The organism is Zoogloea sp. GDB6, assembly GCF_056724105.1.
Genome location: NZ_CM161497.1, coordinates 3367526 through 3386151, shown reverse-complemented (window position 1 = coordinate 3386151; position 18626 = coordinate 3367526). Strand labels below are relative to the sequence as shown.

The window sequence follows — 18626 nt, the reverse complement described above, 5'->3', positions numbered from 1 at the left end:
GAAGAATTACCGCGATTATCAGCGGCAGCCCGAATGGACCGGCAGGTTGGATACAACTGGCGAAGGCCGAAGGATCCGACAAGCTCGTTCTTTCGCACGAAGGCTGGGTTCAGCTAGGTAAGCCTTCCGCTATAAGTGCGCTGAATGGATCAGAGACGATGCTCTTAGCGAAGCTTGAAGTAGTCGAAAATCCAACCGAGGAAATGTTGAAGTGCCAAGCTACAGTCCAGTTCGGCGCCACGAGTTGCTGCACTTCGTATGGGTCTGGATGCTATGTCACATGCTGCAACAGTTGCTGTTCAGACCCGGTGGGTTGCCCAGGGGCAGGCTGTTGCGGATAGTGAGTCCACGTACGGGATGGACGTTAGTGGCGGATTCGTGACCGGCAGGAGAACACATGTCGCAGACTTTCCCCTGTAAGGAGCAGGGCTGTCCCCTCATGGTGATGTACCAGCGACTCACCGCGCCGGGCGGCATAGGGTTTCAGACGCGGGAAACGCCTCTGGCGGAGGTCGTTGTGTACCTTACTTGCGAAAATCAGCACACGCACCCCTACAAAGTGTCCACTTCCAAAACGGGGGATGAACCGTGATTGGCGCCAATACGCAAGATCTTTCCGACGTTGTTGTGGGTGACCGATTTTGGCTCTCTTATGCTCAAGACGCCATTCAAGGAGCGATTGCAGGGCCCGAAGCGCGTGCAACTCAACTCGTCGGAGCAATTGCTTGGTTTTGGACTGTCTACTCTTCCGTCGGAATACTCGTTGCCGTCTTTGCGGCGGAAAATATCAGTTCATTAGCGTCAATTTTTGTCGGGGCTCCGAGCTTCATCCTGATTATCGCGTACTGGTATGCCGTACGCGTTGGACGTCCAATGTTGTTTACATTTGACCCACGGGTCCCAGTCGAGATTGCCAATGCCTATGCGCAAGCCGCGAAGGAAAAGCATGCGGCGCTGAAGAAGGCAGAGCGATGGACCGCCTCCGCCGGAGCCTGCGTGACGATCGGCTTTGGAATCGCTCTCCTATCGAACGACGGACATTCAACTTCTCTTGCGGCGCGCTTTGACCCAGTTGACTCTACCCGCATCCTGGTCAATGCAAGCGTGCCGAGGAATGTCACTGTCACTTTCGTTGCACAAGCGGCGTCCGGCGCGGCAGGGCAACCCCTTGCGGTGAGCGCTATTGAACGCGCATCCCCGGACGGCACCGCTCGTTCGACCCTACGTGTGGCTTCACGATCGGCTTACCGAGTCAGCGCTTCTTGGACCGATAAGACCGGAAATCTAGTCCATTCTGTTGCCGCTAACGTTTCAGCAGAGTGAAGGTCACGTATTTGGCGGCCAAGTCAGAACCGCAAATATATAGGAACGACAGCGTTCCAACCTGTCAGGGCTGCTGTTTAATAAGGAGTGTACCTTGAATAGTAAGATAAAGGTCGGGCCCGTTGATCCTACAAAGCACACTTCCGAGATCGCAGGGGAGTTGGCGCATGAAGATTCACCGACGGCAACCCCAACCGAGGTGGGTTGTCTTTATAACGGCATCCGCTATTCAAACAGATCGCGCATCTGCGCAGATGGAACTTATCTCTTCTGCAACGCTGATGGGACATGGTCTCCCGGAGGGTCGTGCTAACGACTTCACAATTGGCTTCGATGGCTGAGCGGCTCTTACGGGCAACCTCGTCGAGGAATACGATATGCGCGAAAGACACATTGTTCTAAAGTCATCGATGGCGTTGAGCCGCAACGCGATGCAGCCAATGGCTTTGCCCTTGGTTGCAACCCTGCCTACGGAAGTCTATCTACATGTTGAATATTTATCGAGGCCGGACGTACCGATACTTGCTCGACAGAATGATGTTCTTGCCATCGCGCCGGCGATGCCAATGAACCTGTTTGAACCCACAGATTCCCGTGAGCCGTCTGGCAGTGAGGCTTCAACGACAGCGTGGGGTGTCCGAGCCATTGGAGCGGATACATCCCCCTTCACGGGTTCCGGTATATGCGTAGCTGTACTCGATACGGGAATTGACAAATCGCATCCCGCGTTCGAAGGTATGGACCTCGTATTGAAAAACTTCACGGAGGAATCGGACGAGGATGTTCGGGGGCACGGGACCCACTGTGCAGGAACAATTTTCGGTCGGCCGGTCAATGGAACTCGTATAGGAGTGGCGCCTGGCGTTACGCGCGCGCTGGTTGGAAAGGTTCTTGGTTCAGGTGGCGGATCGAGTGAGCAGATTGCGTCAGCGATTCAATGGGCTGCTGAGAACGGCGCCACCGTTATCTCGATGTCTTTGGGAATTGATTTTCCAGCCTATGCCGCTTCGCTAGAGAAGCAAGGCTTTCCATCTCGGATGGCTGTTTCGAGAGCTTTGGAGGGATACCGTGCGAATGTTCTGCTCTTCGAAAAGCTCGCCCAATTCATAAAGGCGCGTGCACAGACATCGCTTATTGTAGCGGCAGCTGGGAATGAAAGTGATCGATACGGCAGCCCGAGCCTTGAGATAGGTGTTTCTCCTCCCGCCGTTTCCGATGGAATCGTCTCAGTTGCCGCTCTTGAAGATTCTCCGGCCGGTTTACAGGTTGCTGGATTCTCAAACACTGGAGCGAACGTGGCCGCTCCCGGCGTAAGCATTATGTCTGCCGCGCTCAAGGGCGGTCTGAGAGTAATGAGTGGTACCAGTATGGCGACGCCACACGTTGCCGGCGCAGCAGCGCTGTGGGCTGAGAGAACACTGAAATTTGGGGCGTTAAGCACCGTTGGACTTACCGCGCGGGTAATAGGAACGGCTAGTCTGAAAGGGCTCGCAACCGGATTTGATCCGTTTGATATTGGTGCTGGGCTAGTGACCGCACCACAGGAGTAGTTTGTACGCTGCAGAATCAACTTGACAGCGTCCTGGATGTGTGCTGATAGTAAGGAGGTGACGAACCCAATTGTGAAGAATAGAAGTTTGGTGCCCTTCCGTTAACTCTGCTACTAGGAGTATTGCAATGGCTAACAAGGTTCCGGTTACAGTCTTCGTCGACCCCAGCGTAGAATCAACGATAACCATCAAACCATTCGCAGGCGCGCTCGCAACGCGGATCCAACCCTTGGCGGGGGCTGCGGCCGCCGGCCCGTCAGCGCAGCCCGAGGGTTGGAGTGGAACAGGGACCGTGACCGGCGTGGGGACCCCGAACCCAGATGGCGATGCCGACGTCGACTACAACGGCTAACATGTCCCGATGCGGGTGAACGGTGAATTCGCCCGCCATAAAGGTCGGTCAAAATTTCCAAGCGTCGATTGACTATTGATGCCTACAGAACTGCAGGACACCGCAATTGACTACTGAAGACCTCTTCAGGCGGCTCTATGACACATTCTCACGGACTTCATATGGTGTGTACGAGCAGACAATCGCCAATCGACTACCCTATCACCTTCTCGTGCATGCCGGCCGAGTAAATGCATCTATTGCTGAGTTGCCACAGTACGATGCGATTCGCCACCACTTAGCCGAAGGATGTAAAGCGGCATGGCGAAACGCCGAAGTTTATCCATACCTAAACTATCTTTGCCGGCCAGACAATCTGGCGCCCGAGGTTAGTCTAAAATGTCTTCAAATTCATCTCGGACTAGAAGGGTTTGAAGGAGACTACCCTATCGATGTCGCCTTCCTACGGCTTCGCCATAAATCGCCACTTGTATATCGCAGGAATGAAAGAGGTTACGAAGTTGTAGAAGGATTAGTTAGCTCGTCTCCCGATACTCTTCCACTTATATACCGGCCGTATCCCCATCTCTTTGACGATGTTTCTGCATCACTCTATCGTGGTAATGAAGAATGGACCGTCGATAGCATGGCGCACCTTACGTCGCAAGCGCTGTCACTAATCGATTTGTTTTGCCCTGACCTCTCTGGCAGATTGCGTTCGCGAATTTCATGCGTCGCTTTTATTCCGAAACAACGATATTCATCGAAAAGCTATAGCTTTCGAAATCATTTTATCGGTGGTGTATTTGTCTCCATTGCAAGCCCGCCGGAGATTGCTGAGCAACTCATTCATGAATATTACCATCAACAGATATGGCCCTGGTGGCTATTTGAGCGCCCGGCCGACTTGCCAAGCGACGCCACCACCTTGACATCGCCTGTGACGGGCGCCACTCGCGCAGTGCCAGTTCTGTTCCAAGCATTTCTGATCTATGCAAGCGTCTGCAGATTTTATGCATACTTGTTAAAGACGCAAGAATCTCTTTCAGATGAGGAATATTCGCAGGCTTCCGGTCGCCTAGGCGTTGTCGCTCCTGCGTTGCGGAAACTTGGGGAGGCACTCTGCTGGGCATTGAGGGACGCCCCTCGAACGCGGGAGCAGTTGGAGTTCATTTCAGCGATTGACCCGTTAGAGGTTGCCTCGAGATGATTCTGCTCATTGGGGCAAAGGCGGACCCTCATATTCAGGCGGTTTCGGCCGAGATCGATCGACTCGGGGCGCAGTGCACAATTTTTGACTTATTCGACAACGCGGGCATAGGTGTTCAATCGCAGATATCGCGGCGAGCCCGATTTGCAATCGGTGACGCACAGCTCGATTTATCTTCCGTGGAGGCAGTTTGGTGGCGCCTCAAGCCCATTGGGGCCGTTCCAACAGACAGCTTACTGGCATATTACGACTGTCAGTTTAGGCATAGGGAATGGAATTATTTGTGCAATTTCCTGGCCAGCGAAACTGCGCAAGCGTTCTCAATAAATGACCGTAGGTGCGCGGCGATAGCAGATGATAAATTGCTGCAATTGCGCCTTGCAGAAGACGTCGGATTTGCAGTTCCGAGAACTCTCATCTCAAACATGCCGGACCAAATTCTTGATTTCATGAGTGAGTTAAAGGACGGTCCGTGCATCTTCAAAACACTCACCCCTTACATGCCTCCGACTGGGCAAATCGCGTTCACGAGCGTTGTTACCCGAGACGACATTCAGGGCAATGCGAGCGGTATTGCAGTCGCGCCTGGCATCTATCAGGAACTTGTCCAGCGGCAATTTGAATTGCGCATCACGGTTGTCGGTGAGGAAGTGTTTGTCGCCCGAATAACTCTGCCGCCCGATTCTGACGTTGATTGGCGTAGGCAAATATTCAATGATGAAATCTACGATGAGTACGAGATCTCAAGTGAATTCAGGCGGAGATTGCTACAATTGAACGCGAAATTGGGCCTTTTTTTCTCAGCTTATGACTTCATCGTCGACAGCCAAGGCACGCCCATTTTTTTGGAAGCAAATCCCGCTGGGCAATGGCTATGGCTGGAGCGAATACTCAAGTATCCCGTTTCAGCAAGCATTGCTTCCGCACTTGTTGCGGCTGTCGAGCCTGGACTAGCTCGCGAGCGTGCATCAGGATGCTGACGCGCAGCGTTGTTGCCACCACACATGACGTGGATGCAGACCAAAAACAGCATCGCTCTGCCAATTCAAATTGCGGCGAAGTATTTAGCATGTCGCTGAGCTGCTGTGTACGTACGATTGGACGAAAGGGCAATGGCTGCTTTTGCTCAGAGCTAGGCGACTGTTAGGTTGGCGCTTGAGAATGTCGCGCAGGTGTAAGTTGGGATCGTAGTCATTGAGGCTCAGAAAAATGGAAGAGAGATTCGGCGACGTGGCAGGACCGCAGGCCCATCGCGGCAGCACTGCGCGCCTGAATGGCGGCTTCAAAGAGGTCCGGATGGCCGGTTGGGGTCGAAAAAGCCGTCGTCAGTTCTCCACGCCACCACCGGCCGCTTTGGCCGATTATGCAAAGCCAGCGATTATGGAAAGTAGCCGGGGTGGCTGTGGCTAAGAAGCAGGCAGGAAGGGGCTTTGCAGCGACTGCCATCCCAAACCTCTACACCCGTTCCCTTCCTCCTCGATCATCCACCCCCGCGAGCCCGCGCCCCTCAATCCTCCCCATCAATTCCCTGGCTTCGTCCGCAATCATTCCGCAGGCCCACAAGTAGTGTTCCTGGTTTTCCGCATTCATGCGCCGGAACATGTCGCCGGCGTTGCCACGGGTCATGGCGAGCAGGGCTTGGAGTTGGGCGAGGCGGGCGCTGAGTTGGTCGACGAGAGCGAGCGTGTCCACGCTGTCCGCGAGCACATAGAGGGGCGCCGAGGGGGCAGGGAAGTTCATCGGGGTGTTCATGCTGCGGCCCTCCGTGCGCAGTGTGTCGTGTTCGCGGGGCGGGCTGCGGGGTGTTGCGGGGCGATGTATGTGCGTGCTTGTGCGCACGGCCGAGCGTGACGAGTCATGGCGTGTTGCTCCTTGATTGCGGTCTGAATCTCCGTCATCCACTTCTCACGGTGGGCGGCGGAACCGTGCGGGGGTGAGAAACCGGAATCAAGGAACCGGCCAGCCTTGCGGCTGCCCCGCACGGCCCGCCATTGGACAGACGCGACCATGCTCCGACAAGAAAAAGCCGCGTCAAACGCGGCCTTCATCGGCCTTGATTCAATCGGGTTCTCACGCCCGATCACCACTGTTTAGGTGACGTGGTGAGTATCGGCGCGGGCAGGGGAGGGCGTCAAGGGAATGACGTCGTATTTGGATGCAGGGCTTGCGACGGCAGCCTTTTCCGGATCTTAAGGCACCAATCCGGCGTCTCGTAGCAAAGGCTCCTCATACACGGAATCTTCTGCTGGATAGCGCAGGCCCGGAAGATTGCGCGCTTTGGCGTGCGCCCAAATGATGCTCTCTCCGGCAGGAAGGGTGTCTGGTGCTTGTGCGTACAGCGGATCTTGAAATGCGGTGTTCGCAGGGATGATGGTCCAGCCGTGAGCCGTCAGCGCCGCAACCACCTCCGGCAAGGCTTCGGCATTGATCTGGTTGGTGTGGAGGAGCATGACATGGGCCGGGCTTCTGCCGAGGACTTCGCGGGCGAGACCGTCGTAATAGGCTGCTCGGTCGAGCAGATGGCGGATATAGCGCTGTTTCACGCGTTCCGCCTTGTCGGCATCGCCCGCCTTCAGATGCGCGGCATAAACGAGGTTGTAGTACCAGTCGCTTGCGTCGATGGATACTGGGGCGCTTTTGTAGCCATTCCGGGCCATCCAGGCCCTCAAACCATCACGTTTGGTCAGGGTGTCGCCTTCCTTCAGATAGGGAAACCGCAGCATCGGAACGAAGCTGGGTAAGTCTCTGACCGTCGCGTCCGCGGCCTGGACGTCGGCAATAAACCATTCCAGCGACACTTTCGGATCAGCCAGGCTGCGGTGACTGGCTGTATGGTTCCCGACCAGATGCCCTGCCTGTGCCCAAGCCGCCACCAACTCAAGCCCTTCAACACCGCCCATGCGCGCCAGTGAAGGGAACAAGGCGGATTGGATTTTGTGTTCATGCAAGGCGCCCAGCATCTGCGCATTCCACTGCGTCGCCCTGGGCTGCGCAGTGGGATTGAAACCATCATCGAAGGTCAGCGCGAGCGTCTGCGCGGAGCCCCACGGGGCCCATAGGGAGAGAACAAAAACAAGGATTGATCGGAAGGAGGAAAAACGGGAAACCATGTTGGGAAGCAAGGCGCGTGATATACCGGGGAGCGACGGGGAGTTCGATCTGGGTTTCAGGTCCATGGAAGAAACGCTGGAGGCCGACTTACAGGGCACTGCTCTCAAGAAACGATGCCTGTGGGCTACGACTCAATGAGATGCAACGATACTTGCAAGTTTCGCGCACGCGGCATCTATGTTGTCGAGGCGCAGGTTCGTCGCGCTGAGTAGCAAACCGCGTTGCACATGAGTGCGGCGAAGATGCCAGGCCGAGAGGGCAGAAGGCGCTAGGCCGTGTGCGCGGGCAATTTCGACAATGGCGCTGTCGTCGGCAAGTTGTGGAAGCGGTGCGATCACGCCTAGGCCCGCCGCCAGCGAGCCCGGCAGAAACTCGCCGACATGCGCTAGCGCGAGGTTGCGGCGCTCGGCATAGAGAGCCTTCATCTGGCGCAGGTGCCGCAGGAAGTGCCCATCCGCCAGAAACTCTGTAACAGCCATTTGAGTGGTCCGGTTCGGGGCCGGGGCCAACACGGCGGCGACTTCGACCAGACGCTCCGCCAGCGAGCGTGGGGCGACGACGAAACCGAGGCCCAGCGCTGGGCTGAGCGTTTTGCTGAACGAGCCGATGTGAATCACGCGGTCGGCGCCTTCGCCTGCGGCAAGGGCCGGTGCCGCCCGACCGTCGAGCTGCAGTTCTCCGAGATAGTCGTCTTCGATGATCCAGGCCTCCCTTGCCGCCGCCCAGTCGAGCAGGGCGTGTCTTCGTACCGGCGACAAGGTCACGCCCAGCGGTGCGTGTTGGCCCGGGGTGACCAGCGCCAGGAAGGCGTCTGGGGCGCGGGCGATGCCATCCTTTACGCTCAGCCCCTCGGCATCGACAGGCACGGGTTCGAGCGCGGCTCCGATCAGTTCCAGCGCGCGTCTTCCCAGCGGATAACCCGGCTCCTCGATCCACGCCTTGCGCCCGTGCGCGCGCAGTGCCGTCAGCGCAAGCATCAGGCCCTGCCGGTATCCGCTCGTAACGAGGATCTGATCGGGATGACATTGAATTTGTCGGCTGACGGCTAGGTGGCTCGCGATCTGGGCCCGCAGCGCAGGTTCGCCGCGCGGGTCAGCGTAGGCCGTGTAAGTGATGGCGTTGGCGCGTACTGCACGCGCCCGCATGCGGGCCCAAAGCTTGGTGGGAAACGCGTCGTGAGCCGGTACGCCCATCTGGAACGGCAGCGGCATGCTCGAATATGGGCGCGTAAAAGCCGCCAAAGGCCCGTCGAGTGGCGCCTCGTCGTCCGCTCGGCCGACGGGCGGCCGAGCGCATACGCGTGTGCCTGCGGGGCCGGCACCGAACACCAGGTTCTCGGCGATCAGCCGATCGTAGGCCACGCGGACGGTGCCGCGTGCGACACCAAGCTGCGCGGCGAGGTCCCGGCCGGAAGGCAAGCGCTGTCCCGGCGCAAGCCGGCCGTCGAGAATCGCCTGTCGAAGGCTCGCATGGATCTGGTCGCCGATAGGCGCGTCGGTGGCACGGTCCACCTGGATGGAAAGCACATTGGGCGTATTTGGGTCAGTCATTTCGGCAGTTTTTGGGCCTGTCTCTCCAATATCCAGTGGAGTAACGTGGCGTTATGACATGGACCGCGGCTGAAGTCGATAGGCAGCCACGGGGCGCACCGACCGTGACACTACTTACCATCAACGACAGGAAGGGACTGAGATGACACGCTTGAACTGGCAAGAAATCGCACCTGACGGCGCGAAGGCTCTTTTTGGTATCCACCACTACGTCACAAAGAAGACGAACCTCCCCGAGGAGCTCGTGCACCTCGTGTTCCTCCGTGTTTCGCAAATCAACGGCTGCGCCCACTGCATTGACATGCACAGCCGCGATCTCAGGAAAACCATGTCGATCGACAAGATCACGTTGGTACCGGTGTGGGATGAGGTACACCACCTATTCTCTGACCAGGAGCGTGCCGCGCTGGCCTGGGCTGAGGAGGTGACTCGTGTCAGCGAAACGCATGCTTCGGATGAGGCGTACGCCGCTGCCTCGGCACAATTCACGCCCAAAGACCTGGTCGACCTCACGATCACGATCGCCGCAATGAACGCGTTTAATCGACTGGGCGCGCCATTTCGGCTTCCTGTCGCAGCCAAGTCGTGATCTGGCTCGAACACGCACATAGCAAGTGATGTTTCGTGGCCGCCCGACGTTTTTTCGGCCCTAGCGCCGGATCGCGCCTAATCCAGACAACGATTTCAAGCGGGGCGTCTCGGTCGAGCGAGGTAGTTCCGCGAGACGGCGCGTGGATTGATCCTGACCATCAGTAGTCTCTTTCCACCTTGCAAATCCGGATCTTGGATTCACGAAACCAGAGTTGCTCTTTCTGCTGCAGCAGTCTGTGTTCCGGATGCTCCTTCCAGGCCCGGATGGCTTCAAGGGAATCCCAGTAGGACACGGAAATCCCCATGCCCGCTCTGACTCCTTCGTATCCGAGGAAGCCCGGCTGTTTCATGGCCAAAGACAAGGCGTATTGTGCTGCTTCGGCGTACCCATCGGCTTCTTCGTGCAGAAACGACGTGAAAATTACCGCGTAGTAGGGGGGCTTTGGCGTGGAAGCAATTTGGTTCATGGGGTCTGTTCCTTTCATTGGTAATGGTCATTAACGTGTCTGACAAAGGCTCATCAGGATCGCCCAGCGCCAGACATTCATCGGGTTCAGGTAGGCGCTGAACGCCAACCCGACGCCGACTGTCAGCAAGCTGATCAAGATGAGCCGATATTTCATGCATTCGCCCCCGCCAGCGCGGGGCGCTGAATTTCGGCATCCTTGATCGGGTAATGCAGCGCGGCAGACAGCAGGCCAATGGCGATGCTCAGTTGCCAGACCAGGTCATAGGAGCGAGTTGTGTCGAAGACGTACCCGCCCAGCCAGACGCCGAGAAACGATCCGAGCTGGTGGCCGAAGAAGACAAAGCCGAACAGTGTCGTGAGATATCGGATGCCAAATATCTGGGAAAGCAGGCCGTTGGTCAGTGGCACCGTACCCAACCAGATGAAGCCCATCACGGCACAAAACGCGTACAGGGTGAATTGGCTGAGCGGCAAGAGGTAGAACGCTGCAATGGCCAGGGACCGCAGCACGTAAATCCAGAAAAGCACATATTTCCGGCGGAATCGGTTGCCCATCAATCCGCACACGTAGGTGCCGGTGACGTTGGCCAAGGCGATCACGGCGAGACCGATTACCGCCGCGGATTGGCTCATGCCCTTGTCGCGCAGATAGGATGGCAGGTGGTTGGCGATAAAGGCCAGGTGAAAGCCACAGGCAAAGAAGCCGATGATCAGCAGCCAGAACCCCTGATGGGAAAATGCTTCGCCAAGCGCGCTACGCAGGCTTTGCTGTTGCCCGCCGGTTTGGGTCGGAGCGTCGGCAAGCGGTAAGGCCAGTGGCACAACAACCAGACAGGCGATTGCCAGTGCGATGAAGGATCCACTCCAGGTAAAGGTGTCGATGAATATCTGTGAGACCGGAACCAGAAAAAACTGCCCCAGTCCGCCAGCGGCGCCGGCGAGCCCCAGCGCCCAGCCGCGGCGCTCCGGCGAGACCAGGCGACTCAAGGCGCCGTAGATGACGCCGAATGACGTGCAGGCGAGAGCAATACCGACGAGGACGCCGGCGCAGAGGGTGAAGGCCAGTGGCGTCGAGCCATACGCCATGCCGACCAGTCCGCAGGCGTAGCAAAGCATTCCGACCATGACGACACGACGCGAGCCGAAACGGTCGGCAACCATGCCGACGAACGGCTGCATGATGCCCCAGACAAGATTCTGCAACGCGATCGCAAAGCTGAACGTTTCGCGGTTCCAGCCATGATCCATGGTGATCGGCACCATGAAAATCCCGAAAGCGTGACGTATCCCCAAGGACAAGCCCATCACGATGCCGCCGGCCAGCACGAACGCCAAGGGTTCCTGCCACCAATGCCTATCCGGTTCAGTGTTGATGTGCATCACCATCCCCCATCCACAGTTCTTCTGTTCCCAAATACATGATTTATAAAGCTGCTTGGGCAGGATTAGAATCCGTCACAGTTTGGCTCTCAAGCGATATTCGGGAATTCGTTACATTCCAAAAGGGAATGAATTATGGTTACCAGCACGCAGGCACGTATTCCATCTCTTGACCTGTTAAAGGGCTTCGTAGCGGTGGGGCGGCATCTGAGCATCACGGTTGCGGCCAATGAACTGCACCTTACTCAGTCCGCCGTCAGCCGGCAGATTCTTGCCCTCGAGGACGCGCTCGAGTGCAAACTCTTCCTGCGCAGTCATCGTTCTCTCAGCTTTACGCCGGAAGGCGAGCGTCTGTTCCGGAAAGTCGATCCATCGCTCCGGCGATTGCAGGAGGCTTTCGAAACCCTAAGGCCAGCGGAGCGCCCCGTTACGGTGACAGCGAGCATTGGCGTGGCAACGCTGTGGCTGCTGCCCCGCATAGGAAGGTTTCAGGAGCGTTATCCCGACATCGATCTGCGCGTGCTGGCATTGAATCGGGTGGCGGACCTGAAGCGGGAAGGCATTGATCTGGGGATTCGCTACTGCCGTCCTGAAGATGCGCCGCCTGGGGCAACACTGCTCTTCGAAGAGTCCATCGACGTCGTAGCGAATCCTGTGCTCGAGATTCAGCGACTCAATTCAGCGGATGATTTCCAGAGGCTGGTATTGCTGGAATATGAAGATCCCCAGCGCCCCTGGCTTACCTGGAAGTCGTGGCTGGGTGAGCGTGGCTGGCTGGATGCCCGCCCTCGCAGCGTGGTGCGTTTCAATCAATACGACCAGGTAATTCTGGCAGCCATGAGCGGTCAGGGCATCGCGTTGGGGCGAGTCCCGCTCATCAGTGATCAAATCGAAAAAAATCTGCTCAGATATGTCGAAATGCCGGCGTTGTCCCACCCATGTCGATATGGCTACTGGCTGATCCAACCCGAAACGACGCCTCGCCCGGTTGTTGAGGTTGCGACCCGTTGGATAAAGGAAGAGGCCGGCCGTCGAACGGCGGTGGTGTCGTAACGGCGATAGCCATGGCGTCCTTCCTGGCCGCGCTTCGGCTTGATGAGGCCCAGGCGCTCATAGAAGCGGATGGCATCGGCAGCGATTGGCTGAATCGTCCTCGCTGTCCTGAGTAGCGCGCGAGACTCGCGCTGAGGCTCAACAGGACGGCCTTACTTCCGTCCGAACTTTTCCGCCAGTGTCGCTAATTTGCGCATGCGTTGCTGCTCGGCTTCAACAGCCTCTGCTGCAGCTTTTTCCGCTCTGCGCTTCTCGGCGCCAAGCTTGAAGTGCTCGCGCAATTGTTGTGCGGCGAGTTCCTGTTGTGCCGGAGTGACCGGGGCCGCAGACGTTCCGTCGATATTGAAGCGATGAGTGGCGTTTTGCAGGGTCTTCAGATATGAGATTGACCGCGTATGCAAGCCTATCGCAGATTTGAAGAGCTTCTTGTCAAAGTCGGGGCGAATGGCCATTGCTTGCTTGTCTATGCCAATGGCCAGCGGTTTGTACTCCGCGAACACGGGGAATGTTTCGCGCAGTGCTCTAAGCATTTCTTTTACGGTAAGGGGCTCGGTGGACGCTTTCGGCGCGGGGGACGGTGTGTGGTCTTCCATGGATCAGAGGTGCTTGGCTTTCAACGGGATGCGATGGTAGCACTGCGATGCGCCCTGGCTTCAGTTCCCAATCATCCCCATCTCCTTCAACACCTCCTGAGCCGAGTAGGTGACGCAGTGAGTGTCGGTGCGGGCGGGGGAGAGGGGGTCAAGGGAATGACGGCATGCACACGGGCCTACCCGCGAGGAGCGTGTAGTTTTGTCTTGCCCCATCGCTTCTCCAGCGCGCCTGTTGCGGCCGCCTTCAATAACTTCTGAAAGCTCGGGCACTCAGCATGGCTCGGTGCCGGGCAAGCTGCTGCGTGCCGGAGACCATTGCTCACGGCCTTCAAGCGTTTGATCAGCGTATCGATTTCTTCGGCCTTTGCGACCAGCAATTGCCTGTCGATATTTGGCTGTCCGTAAGGCGTAAGCATTGAACGGATTTCATCGAGGCTTAGCCCCGCGGCCTGGCCAAGGGCGATCAAGGCCAGTTGGTCGAGTACGGAGGGGGCGTAACGGCGTCGTTCACCTTTTTCACGAACCGAGGTGAGGAGTCCCTTTTGTTCGTAATAGCGCAATGCCGACGAGGGTATCCCGGTCTGTTTGCTGACTTCAGAAATATCCATCGAAACACCCTTGACTTGAAGTTGACTTCAACTTCTAGAGTGCACTCCAGAGTCTTCTTCGTCAACGTTCAAAGGAGTGCGTCATGGCATCAATTGCAGAAGCAACGAGGATCATCCTCATTGGGTGCGGAGCCACTTTGCTCATGGATATCTGGCTCGTGTTCCTGAAGCGGATCGGGGTACAGACCCTGAATCTTGCCTTCATAGGGCGTTGGGTCGGGCATTTGCTTCATGGCCGGTTTGCGCATCAATCAATCGGCAAGGCTTCGCCGATTGTCCATGAAACTCCGTTGGGCTGGGTCACCCATTACGTCGTGGGCATTGCCTTCGCGTTTCTATTGACCCGTATTTCGGGTGTCGCGTGGACTAGAGCGCCTTCACCCGGCATAGCGCTTCTGGTTGGCGTATGCACGGTAGTGTTTCCTCTTCTGGTCATGCAACCCGCGATGGGGCTGGGGTTTGCTGCCTCGAAGACACCCACCCCAATCAAGAACTGCGTCAGAAGCCTGATCAACCACAGCATTTTTGGCTTTGGCCTTTTTCTGTCGGCTTGCGTCATCGAATGGATCGCTCGATGAAAGCCTATTCCCCAACGAAGAAATCCAATCCTCCCGGAGTCCGTCAAATGAAAAAACTAGCCGTCATCTACCACAGCAGCCATGGCCATACCGAACATATTGCCCGGCATATTGCAGAAGGGGCGCGGAGCATCCCCGATACGGACGTTCGTCTCGTCAGGGCCGAGGAAGTGACATCGGAGCCTAACAATCTTCTCGAGTTCGATGGCTTTCTGCTGGGTTCGCCCACTTATTTGGGGGGTGTTTCAGGGACCTTCAAGAATTTCATGGATTCGACCGGCGGGCTGTGGCGCGCGCAGCAGCTCAAGGGAAAACTGGCTGCCGGCTTTACGGTGTCTTCGCTTCCTGCCGGTGACAAGCAGACGACATTGATCTCCCTGTTCACCTTCTGCATGCAGCACGGGATGCTGTGGCTCGGCAATCCCATCCTCCCGGAGCAGCATCGCGGCGTTCCATACGACGAAGCGGCCAACCGCCTGGGCTCGTGGTCCGGGTTGATGGCTCAGGCGGGACATTCGGCCGCTGCCGACGCCTTTGTCGTTGGCGATATCAAGACGGCCCGGATGTTTGGACGCAACTTTGCCGAGACCGCGCACCGCATTTCAAACGAAACGCAGCATTGATCGGGAGAGCACCCCATGATTCCCAAAAAATACGGGCCGGTGTTATTCAGCCTGCTTCTTTCCGGAACGATGTCTCTTCTGGTTTCCGGAATAGCCACGCTGCGTGCTGCCGGCTTGGCTGACGGCGTGCTCACGATCTGGATGTCAGCCTGGATTACCGCGTGGTTGATCGCATTTCCAACAGTCATGCTGGTCGCACCACTTACGCAGAAGATCGTCGGCGGACTGATAACCAAAGCTTGAGCATTGGCGTAACTTTTTTCAGTCCCCAAGCATCCCCATCTCCTTCAATACCTCCTGCGCCGAGCGGAAGGCGTCGATGGCGAGGGGGAAGCCGCAGTAAACGGTGGCGTGCAGCAGGGTCTCCTGGATTTCTTTCATGCTGGCGCCGTTATTGACTGCGCCGCGGACGTGGCCTTTGAGTTCGGTGCTCCGGCCGAGGGCGGTCAGCATGGACAGGGTGAGCAGGCTGCGGGTCTTCATGTCGAGTCCGTCGCGGCACCAGGTGCTACCCCATGCATTGCGGGTGACGAGTTCCTGGAGGGGCGCGGTGAAGGCGTCCGCATTGGCAAAGGCCTTGTCGACGAAGGCTTCGCCCATCACTTGCTTGCGTTTTTGCAGTCCCTGTTCGAATTGTGCGTCGCGGGGCATGGTGGACACTCCTGATGGAAATGGCGGTGAGCTTATCTGCTGCAATTCCAGATTGGCAATATCGGCGATGCCATGCGTGCCAATGGGTTGCAACCTTGTGATCGGATAACTGTCGAACAGCTCCAGCATCCTCATAAACCGGATCATCCTGGAGGCTGTGTGTTTCTCTCCACTAACATGCAGATACTTTGAGAGGTGGGAGCATGCCAGATCAACTCAATCTACTGGGCAAGCGGGTACTGATCACCCACTCCGATACCTTCATGGGACCGACGCTATGCGAAGTGTTCGCAGAACATGGTGCCTCGGTAATACCAAGTACAGCTACTTTGATCGGTGAGGATGAGCCTGCCGCAATCTTCGCTGCTGCTGGCCATGTCGATATTCTTGTAGCCAATTTATCGATTCCGGCGCCAAACACCCCGGCCATTGAAGCCTCCGAGGAGGAGTGGAGGGCGACGTTTGCCGCGTTGGTGGATCCGCTTCCCCGACTCTTTCGCGTTGCCCTGCCACCCATGATCGAGCGGCAAGCAGGAAAAATACTGGTCATGGGAAGCGCATCTGCTCTGCGGGGTATGAGGCGTGCATCCACCTATAGTGCTGCCAGAGGTGCGCAGCTTGCCTATGTGCAGTCAGTAGGCGCCGAGATGGCCGTACACAACATCCAGATCAACGCCATTGCCCAAAACTTCGTAGACAACCCAACCTATTTTCCTGCTGACGTGCAATCCAACCCGCGTTTTCAGGAACGACTCAAGAGAGAGGTTCCGCTCGGCCGTCTGGTCTCCGCAAGGGAGGATGCAGAGTTCGCCGCCTATCTTTGCAGCGCACAGGCCAATTGTTTCGTGGGGCAGGTATTCCCCGTCTGTGGTGGTTGGGTACAACGATAATCTCATTTCCGCTTCCATGCGCCGGAACACGTTGGCGGCGTCGCCGTTGTCTGGGCAATTTGCCCGATAAAGAAGGAGGGATTTCCACGCTCCCCGGTTTGGGCCTGGCGGACAGCTATTGACTCTCTAGAATCGAGTTCGAGCGATGTTGAGCTCATTCAAATAACCTGGAGTCACAGCATGTCTGCTTCCTTGTACTTCGGCCGCCTCCTGAGGATGTGGGCGGTAATTCCGGAATGGCTGGAGACTCCGCTCCCATGAGCCGGAAATCCACGCGTGGTGTCCTGCCCGTAAATGGCTTTCGGGTACTGCAGGCACTTTGCCTCGCGGTGCTCTGTGCCGCGTCCCCTTTGTTGCGGGCGCAAACCAGCGAGGAACTGCTCGGCGCTGCGGGTAAGGACGCCGACTGGCTCACCTATGGCCACGGGTACGCAAATCAACGCTATTCGGGATTGACCCAGATCCATCGTGGCAACGTATCTCGTCTGGTGCCGAAATGGATATACCAGACCGGCGTCGACGGCACATTTCAAACCAACCCCATCGTACTCGACGGGATGGTGTATCTGACGACGCCCCGCAATCACATCGTGGCGCTGGATGGCAGCACGGGTGAGGTGCGTTGGAAATACACGCACAAGATGGCGACCGACGTTCTGTGCTGCGGCGCCCACAACCGTGGCCTGGCGGCAGGCTACGGGCGGCTTTACGAGATCACCGCCGACGGGCGGTTGATTGCGGTCGACCGCCATAGCGGCAAGCTGGTTTGGGATGTGCCGGTGGTGGATCCCGCGACCGGTGCCCCGGATGCCCCACGGCAAGTCCGGAACATCGGCGATCTGCCCAAAGAAGAAACGTCGCAGTGGTCGCGCTTTGCGGGGAACATGGCGCCTCTTGTTTACGACGGGCTGGTCATCGTTGGCACCACCGGGGCCGGGTACTCCAATGTTTTTAGGGATGAGGATGACACGGCGAGAGCGGCCTTTGGCCGGTCCGGCCCACGCAGCGGAATGCGCGCTTTCATCTCGGCTTACGACGCAGACTCGGGGCGTCTCGTCTGGCGCTGGTATTCGACCAAGGACCATGGCTGGGAGGGGGGTTTTGTCAGTCAGACGTCGATGGGCGATGCGCTGGATCGGGATCTGGATGCCGAACGTGCGAATGCGGAGAAGTTTCGCGACGCCTGGAAACGGGGAGGCGGCTCCATCAGTTCCTCGCCCGCACTCGATCCGGCGCTGGGCTTGCTCTACTTCGGCACCGGTAACGCCGCGCCCTACGCCGACTTGTACCGACCCGGCGACAATCTCTATACCTCATCGCTGGTTGCACTGGATGTGCGGACTGGCCAACTGCGCTGGTTCCATCAGGTGACGCCGCACGATGTGTGGGGCTACGACCTGGCTTCGTCGCCGATGCTGATTGATGTCCCGACAAAGGAAGGGAAAGTACCGGGTGTGGCCTTGGTGACCAAATCGGGCTGGATGTATTTTTTCAATCGGATCACGGGTGAGGTCATCCGGCGTTCGGACGGGTTTGTGCCACAGACCAGCCTCTTCAAGCGTGCAAAGGATGCCCAGGGGGTGCTTGCCGTGCCGGGTGAGGCGGGCGGTGCGAACTGGCCTCCGATTGCTTTCAGCGGCGAGACGGGGTGGGCGTATGTCGGCGGCAGCCATTATCCAAGTCGCTTCACGCTGGAGCTCGACGAGAAGGGCAATAAGGTCAACGTGCTGAGCTTTCCAAAGGACGTGGAAGCCTACGGGACGCTCAGTGCAATCGATCCGGCGACTGGCAAGCTCGCATGGCAGGAACGCATCAGCCGGCCATTCTCCGGCGGCGTGACGACCAGCGCCGGCGGATTGGTGTTCATGGGGGAAGCGGATGGGCACTTCACTGCGCGCGATTCCCGGACCGGCAAACTGTTGTGGCGCTTCCAGACAGGCGCCGGCGTCAATGCACCGCCCGTCGTCTATGAACGCAATGGAAGGGAATATCTCGTCGTTGCGGCTGGCGGGAACAAGCTGTTCAACATCGCGTCGGGTAATGCAGTGATCGCGTTCGGACTGCCCGAAGAGCGTTGCGAGTGACGTTCTAAACGCGGTCGTGGGGTGAAGGTCG

19 protein-coding genes are annotated in these 18626 nt (G+C 57.6%); 11 read left to right on the top strand and 8 right to left on the bottom strand.

Going from position 1 to position 18626, the window contains the following annotated elements:
• The first annotated feature begins 588 nt into the window (after positions 1-588).
• The 4 genes from AC1PQG_RS15440 to AC1PQG_RS15425 all read left to right on the top strand — a co-directional run bounded on the left by AC1PQG_RS15440 (position 589) and on the right by AC1PQG_RS15425 (position 5394).
• Positions 589-1323: a hypothetical protein gene (locus AC1PQG_RS15440; protein WP_481118706.1), complete on the top strand. Its 735-nt coding sequence runs from the start codon at positions 589-591 to the stop codon at positions 1321-1323.
• Positions 1324-1700: 377 nt separating this feature from the next.
• Complete coding sequence (locus AC1PQG_RS15435) at positions 1701-2873, top strand: S8 family peptidase (RefSeq protein WP_481118705.1); 1173 nt, start codon at positions 1701-1703, stop codon at positions 2871-2873.
• 458 nt (positions 2874-3331) lie between these two features.
• Positions 3332-4414, top strand: a complete 1083-nt coding sequence (locus tag AC1PQG_RS15430; protein ID WP_481118704.1) for a hypothetical protein — start codon at positions 3332-3334, stop codon at positions 4412-4414.
• On the top strand, positions 4411-5394 hold the full coding sequence (locus AC1PQG_RS15425; RefSeq protein ID WP_481118703.1) for an MvdC/MvdD family ATP grasp protein: 984 nt from the start codon (positions 4411-4413) through the stop codon (positions 5392-5394). The genes AC1PQG_RS15430 and AC1PQG_RS15425 overlap by 4 nt, the downstream gene beginning before the upstream one ends.
• A 475-nt stretch (positions 5395-5869) precedes the next feature.
• Here AC1PQG_RS15425 and AC1PQG_RS15420 read toward each other — a convergent pair whose 3' ends face one another.
• The 3 genes from AC1PQG_RS15420 to pdxR form a co-directional block, all read right to left on the bottom strand.
• Complete coding sequence (locus tag AC1PQG_RS15420) at positions 5870-6166, bottom strand: hypothetical protein (protein ID WP_481118702.1); 297 nt, start codon at positions 6164-6166, stop codon at positions 5870-5872.
• A 437-nt stretch (positions 6167-6603) separates the two neighbouring features.
• Positions 6604-7590, bottom strand: a complete 987-nt coding sequence (locus AC1PQG_RS15415) for a polysaccharide deacetylase family protein (RefSeq protein ID WP_481118701.1) — start codon at positions 7588-7590, stop codon at positions 6604-6606.
• Between the two features lie 66 nt (positions 7591-7656).
• A complete protein-coding gene (gene pdxR, locus AC1PQG_RS15410) occupies positions 7657-9075 on the bottom strand; it encodes a MocR-like pyridoxine biosynthesis transcription factor PdxR (protein ID WP_481118700.1) in 1419 nt (472 codons plus the stop codon).
• A gap of 142 nt (positions 9076-9217) precedes the next feature.
• Between pdxR and AC1PQG_RS15405 the strand changes: the two genes are divergently transcribed.
• Positions 9218-9664, top strand: coding sequence for a carboxymuconolactone decarboxylase family protein (locus AC1PQG_RS15405; protein ID WP_458215692.1), 447 nt, complete (start codon positions 9218-9220; stop codon positions 9662-9664).
• Positions 9665-9824: 160 nt separating this feature from the next.
• Here the strand turns inward: AC1PQG_RS15405 and AC1PQG_RS15400 are convergent, their stop codons facing one another.
• Both AC1PQG_RS15400 and AC1PQG_RS15395 read right to left on the bottom strand, forming a co-directional pair.
• Complete coding sequence (locus tag AC1PQG_RS15400; RefSeq protein ID WP_481118699.1) at positions 9825-10133, bottom strand: antibiotic biosynthesis monooxygenase family protein; 309 nt, start codon at positions 10131-10133, stop codon at positions 9825-9827.
• A 152-nt stretch (positions 10134-10285) separates the two neighbouring features.
• On the bottom strand, positions 10286-11521 hold the full coding sequence (locus AC1PQG_RS15395; protein WP_481118698.1) for an MFS transporter: 1236 nt from the start codon (positions 11519-11521) through the stop codon (positions 10286-10288).
• Positions 11522-11650: 129 nt separating this feature from the next.
• Between AC1PQG_RS15395 and AC1PQG_RS15390 the strand changes: the two genes are divergently transcribed.
• Positions 11651-12568 carry a LysR substrate-binding domain-containing protein gene (locus tag AC1PQG_RS15390; protein WP_481118697.1) on the top strand — a complete coding sequence of 306 codons (918 nt, stop codon included), beginning with the start codon at positions 11651-11653 and terminating at the stop codon, positions 12566-12568.
• Between the two features lie 152 nt (positions 12569-12720).
• Here AC1PQG_RS15390 and AC1PQG_RS15385 read toward each other — a convergent pair whose 3' ends face one another.
• Positions 12721-13161 carry a ProQ/FINO family protein gene (locus AC1PQG_RS15385; protein WP_481118696.1) on the bottom strand — a complete coding sequence of 147 codons (441 nt, stop codon included), beginning with the start codon at positions 13159-13161 and terminating at the stop codon, positions 12721-12723.
• A 176-nt stretch (positions 13162-13337) separates the two neighbouring features.
• Positions 13338-13769: a helix-turn-helix domain-containing protein gene (locus AC1PQG_RS15380; protein ID WP_481118695.1), complete on the bottom strand. Its 432-nt coding sequence runs from the start codon at positions 13767-13769 to the stop codon at positions 13338-13340.
• An 83-nt stretch (positions 13770-13852) separates the two neighbouring features.
• Between AC1PQG_RS15380 and AC1PQG_RS15375 the strand changes: the two genes are divergently transcribed.
• From AC1PQG_RS15375 to AC1PQG_RS15365, 3 genes are read left to right on the top strand one after another with little or no spacing between them, the layout of a single operon-like run.
• Positions 13853-14347: a DUF2938 domain-containing protein gene (locus AC1PQG_RS15375; protein WP_481118694.1), complete on the top strand. Its 495-nt coding sequence runs from the start codon at positions 13853-13855 to the stop codon at positions 14345-14347.
• A 47-nt stretch (positions 14348-14394) separates the two neighbouring features.
• Positions 14395-14970, top strand: coding sequence for a flavodoxin family protein (locus AC1PQG_RS15370; protein ID WP_481118693.1), 576 nt, complete (start codon positions 14395-14397; stop codon positions 14968-14970).
• A 15-nt stretch (positions 14971-14985) separates the two neighbouring features.
• Positions 14986-15213 carry a DUF2798 domain-containing protein gene (locus tag AC1PQG_RS15365; RefSeq protein ID WP_481118692.1) on the top strand — a complete coding sequence of 76 codons (228 nt, stop codon included), beginning with the start codon at positions 14986-14988 and terminating at the stop codon, positions 15211-15213.
• 18 nt (positions 15214-15231) lie between these two features.
• Here the strand turns inward: AC1PQG_RS15365 and AC1PQG_RS15360 are convergent, their stop codons facing one another.
• On the bottom strand, positions 15232-15621 hold the full coding sequence (locus tag AC1PQG_RS15360; protein ID WP_481118691.1) for a carboxymuconolactone decarboxylase family protein: 390 nt from the start codon (positions 15619-15621) through the stop codon (positions 15232-15234).
• A 203-nt stretch (positions 15622-15824) separates the two neighbouring features.
• Between AC1PQG_RS15360 and AC1PQG_RS15355 the strand changes: the two genes are divergently transcribed.
• Together AC1PQG_RS15355 and AC1PQG_RS15350 are read left to right on the top strand one after the other, a co-directional pair.
• Complete coding sequence (locus AC1PQG_RS15355) at positions 15825-16511, top strand: SDR family oxidoreductase (protein ID WP_481118690.1); 687 nt, start codon at positions 15825-15827, stop codon at positions 16509-16511.
• A gap of 257 nt (positions 16512-16768) precedes the next feature.
• Positions 16769-18595: an outer membrane protein assembly factor BamB family protein gene (locus AC1PQG_RS15350; protein ID WP_481118689.1), complete on the top strand. Its 1827-nt coding sequence runs from the start codon at positions 16769-16771 to the stop codon at positions 18593-18595.
• Positions 18596-18626 lie beyond the last annotated feature (31 nt).

What these genes read in the sequence shown, in the direction of transcription:
- AC1PQG_RS15365 (WP_481118692.1), top strand. Translation starts at nt 14,986, where the DNA reads ATGATTCCCAAAAAATACGGGCCGGTGTTATTCAGCCTGCTTCTTTCC.
- AC1PQG_RS15370 (WP_481118693.1), top strand. Translation starts at nt 14,395, where the DNA reads ATGAAAAAACTAGCCGTCATCTACCACAGCAGCCATGGCCATACCGAA.
- AC1PQG_RS15420 (WP_481118702.1), bottom strand. Translation starts at nt 6,166, where the DNA reads ATGAACACCCCGATGAACTTCCCTGCCCCCTCGGCGCCCCTCTATGTG.
- AC1PQG_RS15400 (WP_481118699.1), bottom strand. Translation starts at nt 10,133, where the DNA reads ATGAACCAAATTGCTTCCACGCCAAAGCCCCCCTACTACGCGGTAATT.
- AC1PQG_RS15360 (WP_481118691.1), bottom strand. Translation starts at nt 15,621, where the DNA reads ATGCCCCGCGACGCACAATTCGAACAGGGACTGCAAAAACGCAAGCAA.
- pdxR (WP_481118700.1), bottom strand. Translation starts at nt 9,075, where the DNA reads ATGACTGACCCAAATACGCCCAATGTGCTTTCCATCCAGGTGGACCGT.
- AC1PQG_RS15415 (WP_481118701.1), bottom strand. Translation starts at nt 7,590, where the DNA reads ATGGACCTGAAACCCAGATCGAACTCCCCGTCGCTCCCCGGTATATCA.
- AC1PQG_RS15395 (WP_481118698.1), bottom strand. Translation starts at nt 11,521, where the DNA reads ATGGTGATGCACATCAACACTGAACCGGATAGGCATTGGTGGCAGGAA.
- AC1PQG_RS15435 (WP_481118705.1), top strand. Translation starts at nt 1,701, where the DNA reads ATGCGCGAAAGACACATTGTTCTAAAGTCATCGATGGCGTTGAGCCGC.
- AC1PQG_RS15355 (WP_481118690.1), top strand. Translation starts at nt 15,825, where the DNA reads ATGCCAGATCAACTCAATCTACTGGGCAAGCGGGTACTGATCACCCAC.
- AC1PQG_RS15390 (WP_481118697.1), top strand. Translation starts at nt 11,651, where the DNA reads ATGGTTACCAGCACGCAGGCACGTATTCCATCTCTTGACCTGTTAAAG.
- AC1PQG_RS15350 (WP_481118689.1), top strand. Translation starts at nt 16,769, where the DNA reads ATGAGCCGGAAATCCACGCGTGGTGTCCTGCCCGTAAATGGCTTTCGG.
- AC1PQG_RS15425 (WP_481118703.1), top strand. Translation starts at nt 4,411, where the DNA reads ATGATTCTGCTCATTGGGGCAAAGGCGGACCCTCATATTCAGGCGGTT.
- AC1PQG_RS15385 (WP_481118696.1), bottom strand. Translation starts at nt 13,161, where the DNA reads ATGGAAGACCACACACCGTCCCCCGCGCCGAAAGCGTCCACCGAGCCC.
- AC1PQG_RS15405 (WP_458215692.1), top strand. Translation starts at nt 9,218, where the DNA reads ATGACACGCTTGAACTGGCAAGAAATCGCACCTGACGGCGCGAAGGCT.
- AC1PQG_RS15380 (WP_481118695.1), bottom strand. Translation starts at nt 13,769, where the DNA reads ATGGATATTTCTGAAGTCAGCAAACAGACCGGGATACCCTCGTCGGCA.
- AC1PQG_RS15375 (WP_481118694.1), top strand. Translation starts at nt 13,853, where the DNA reads ATGGCATCAATTGCAGAAGCAACGAGGATCATCCTCATTGGGTGCGGA.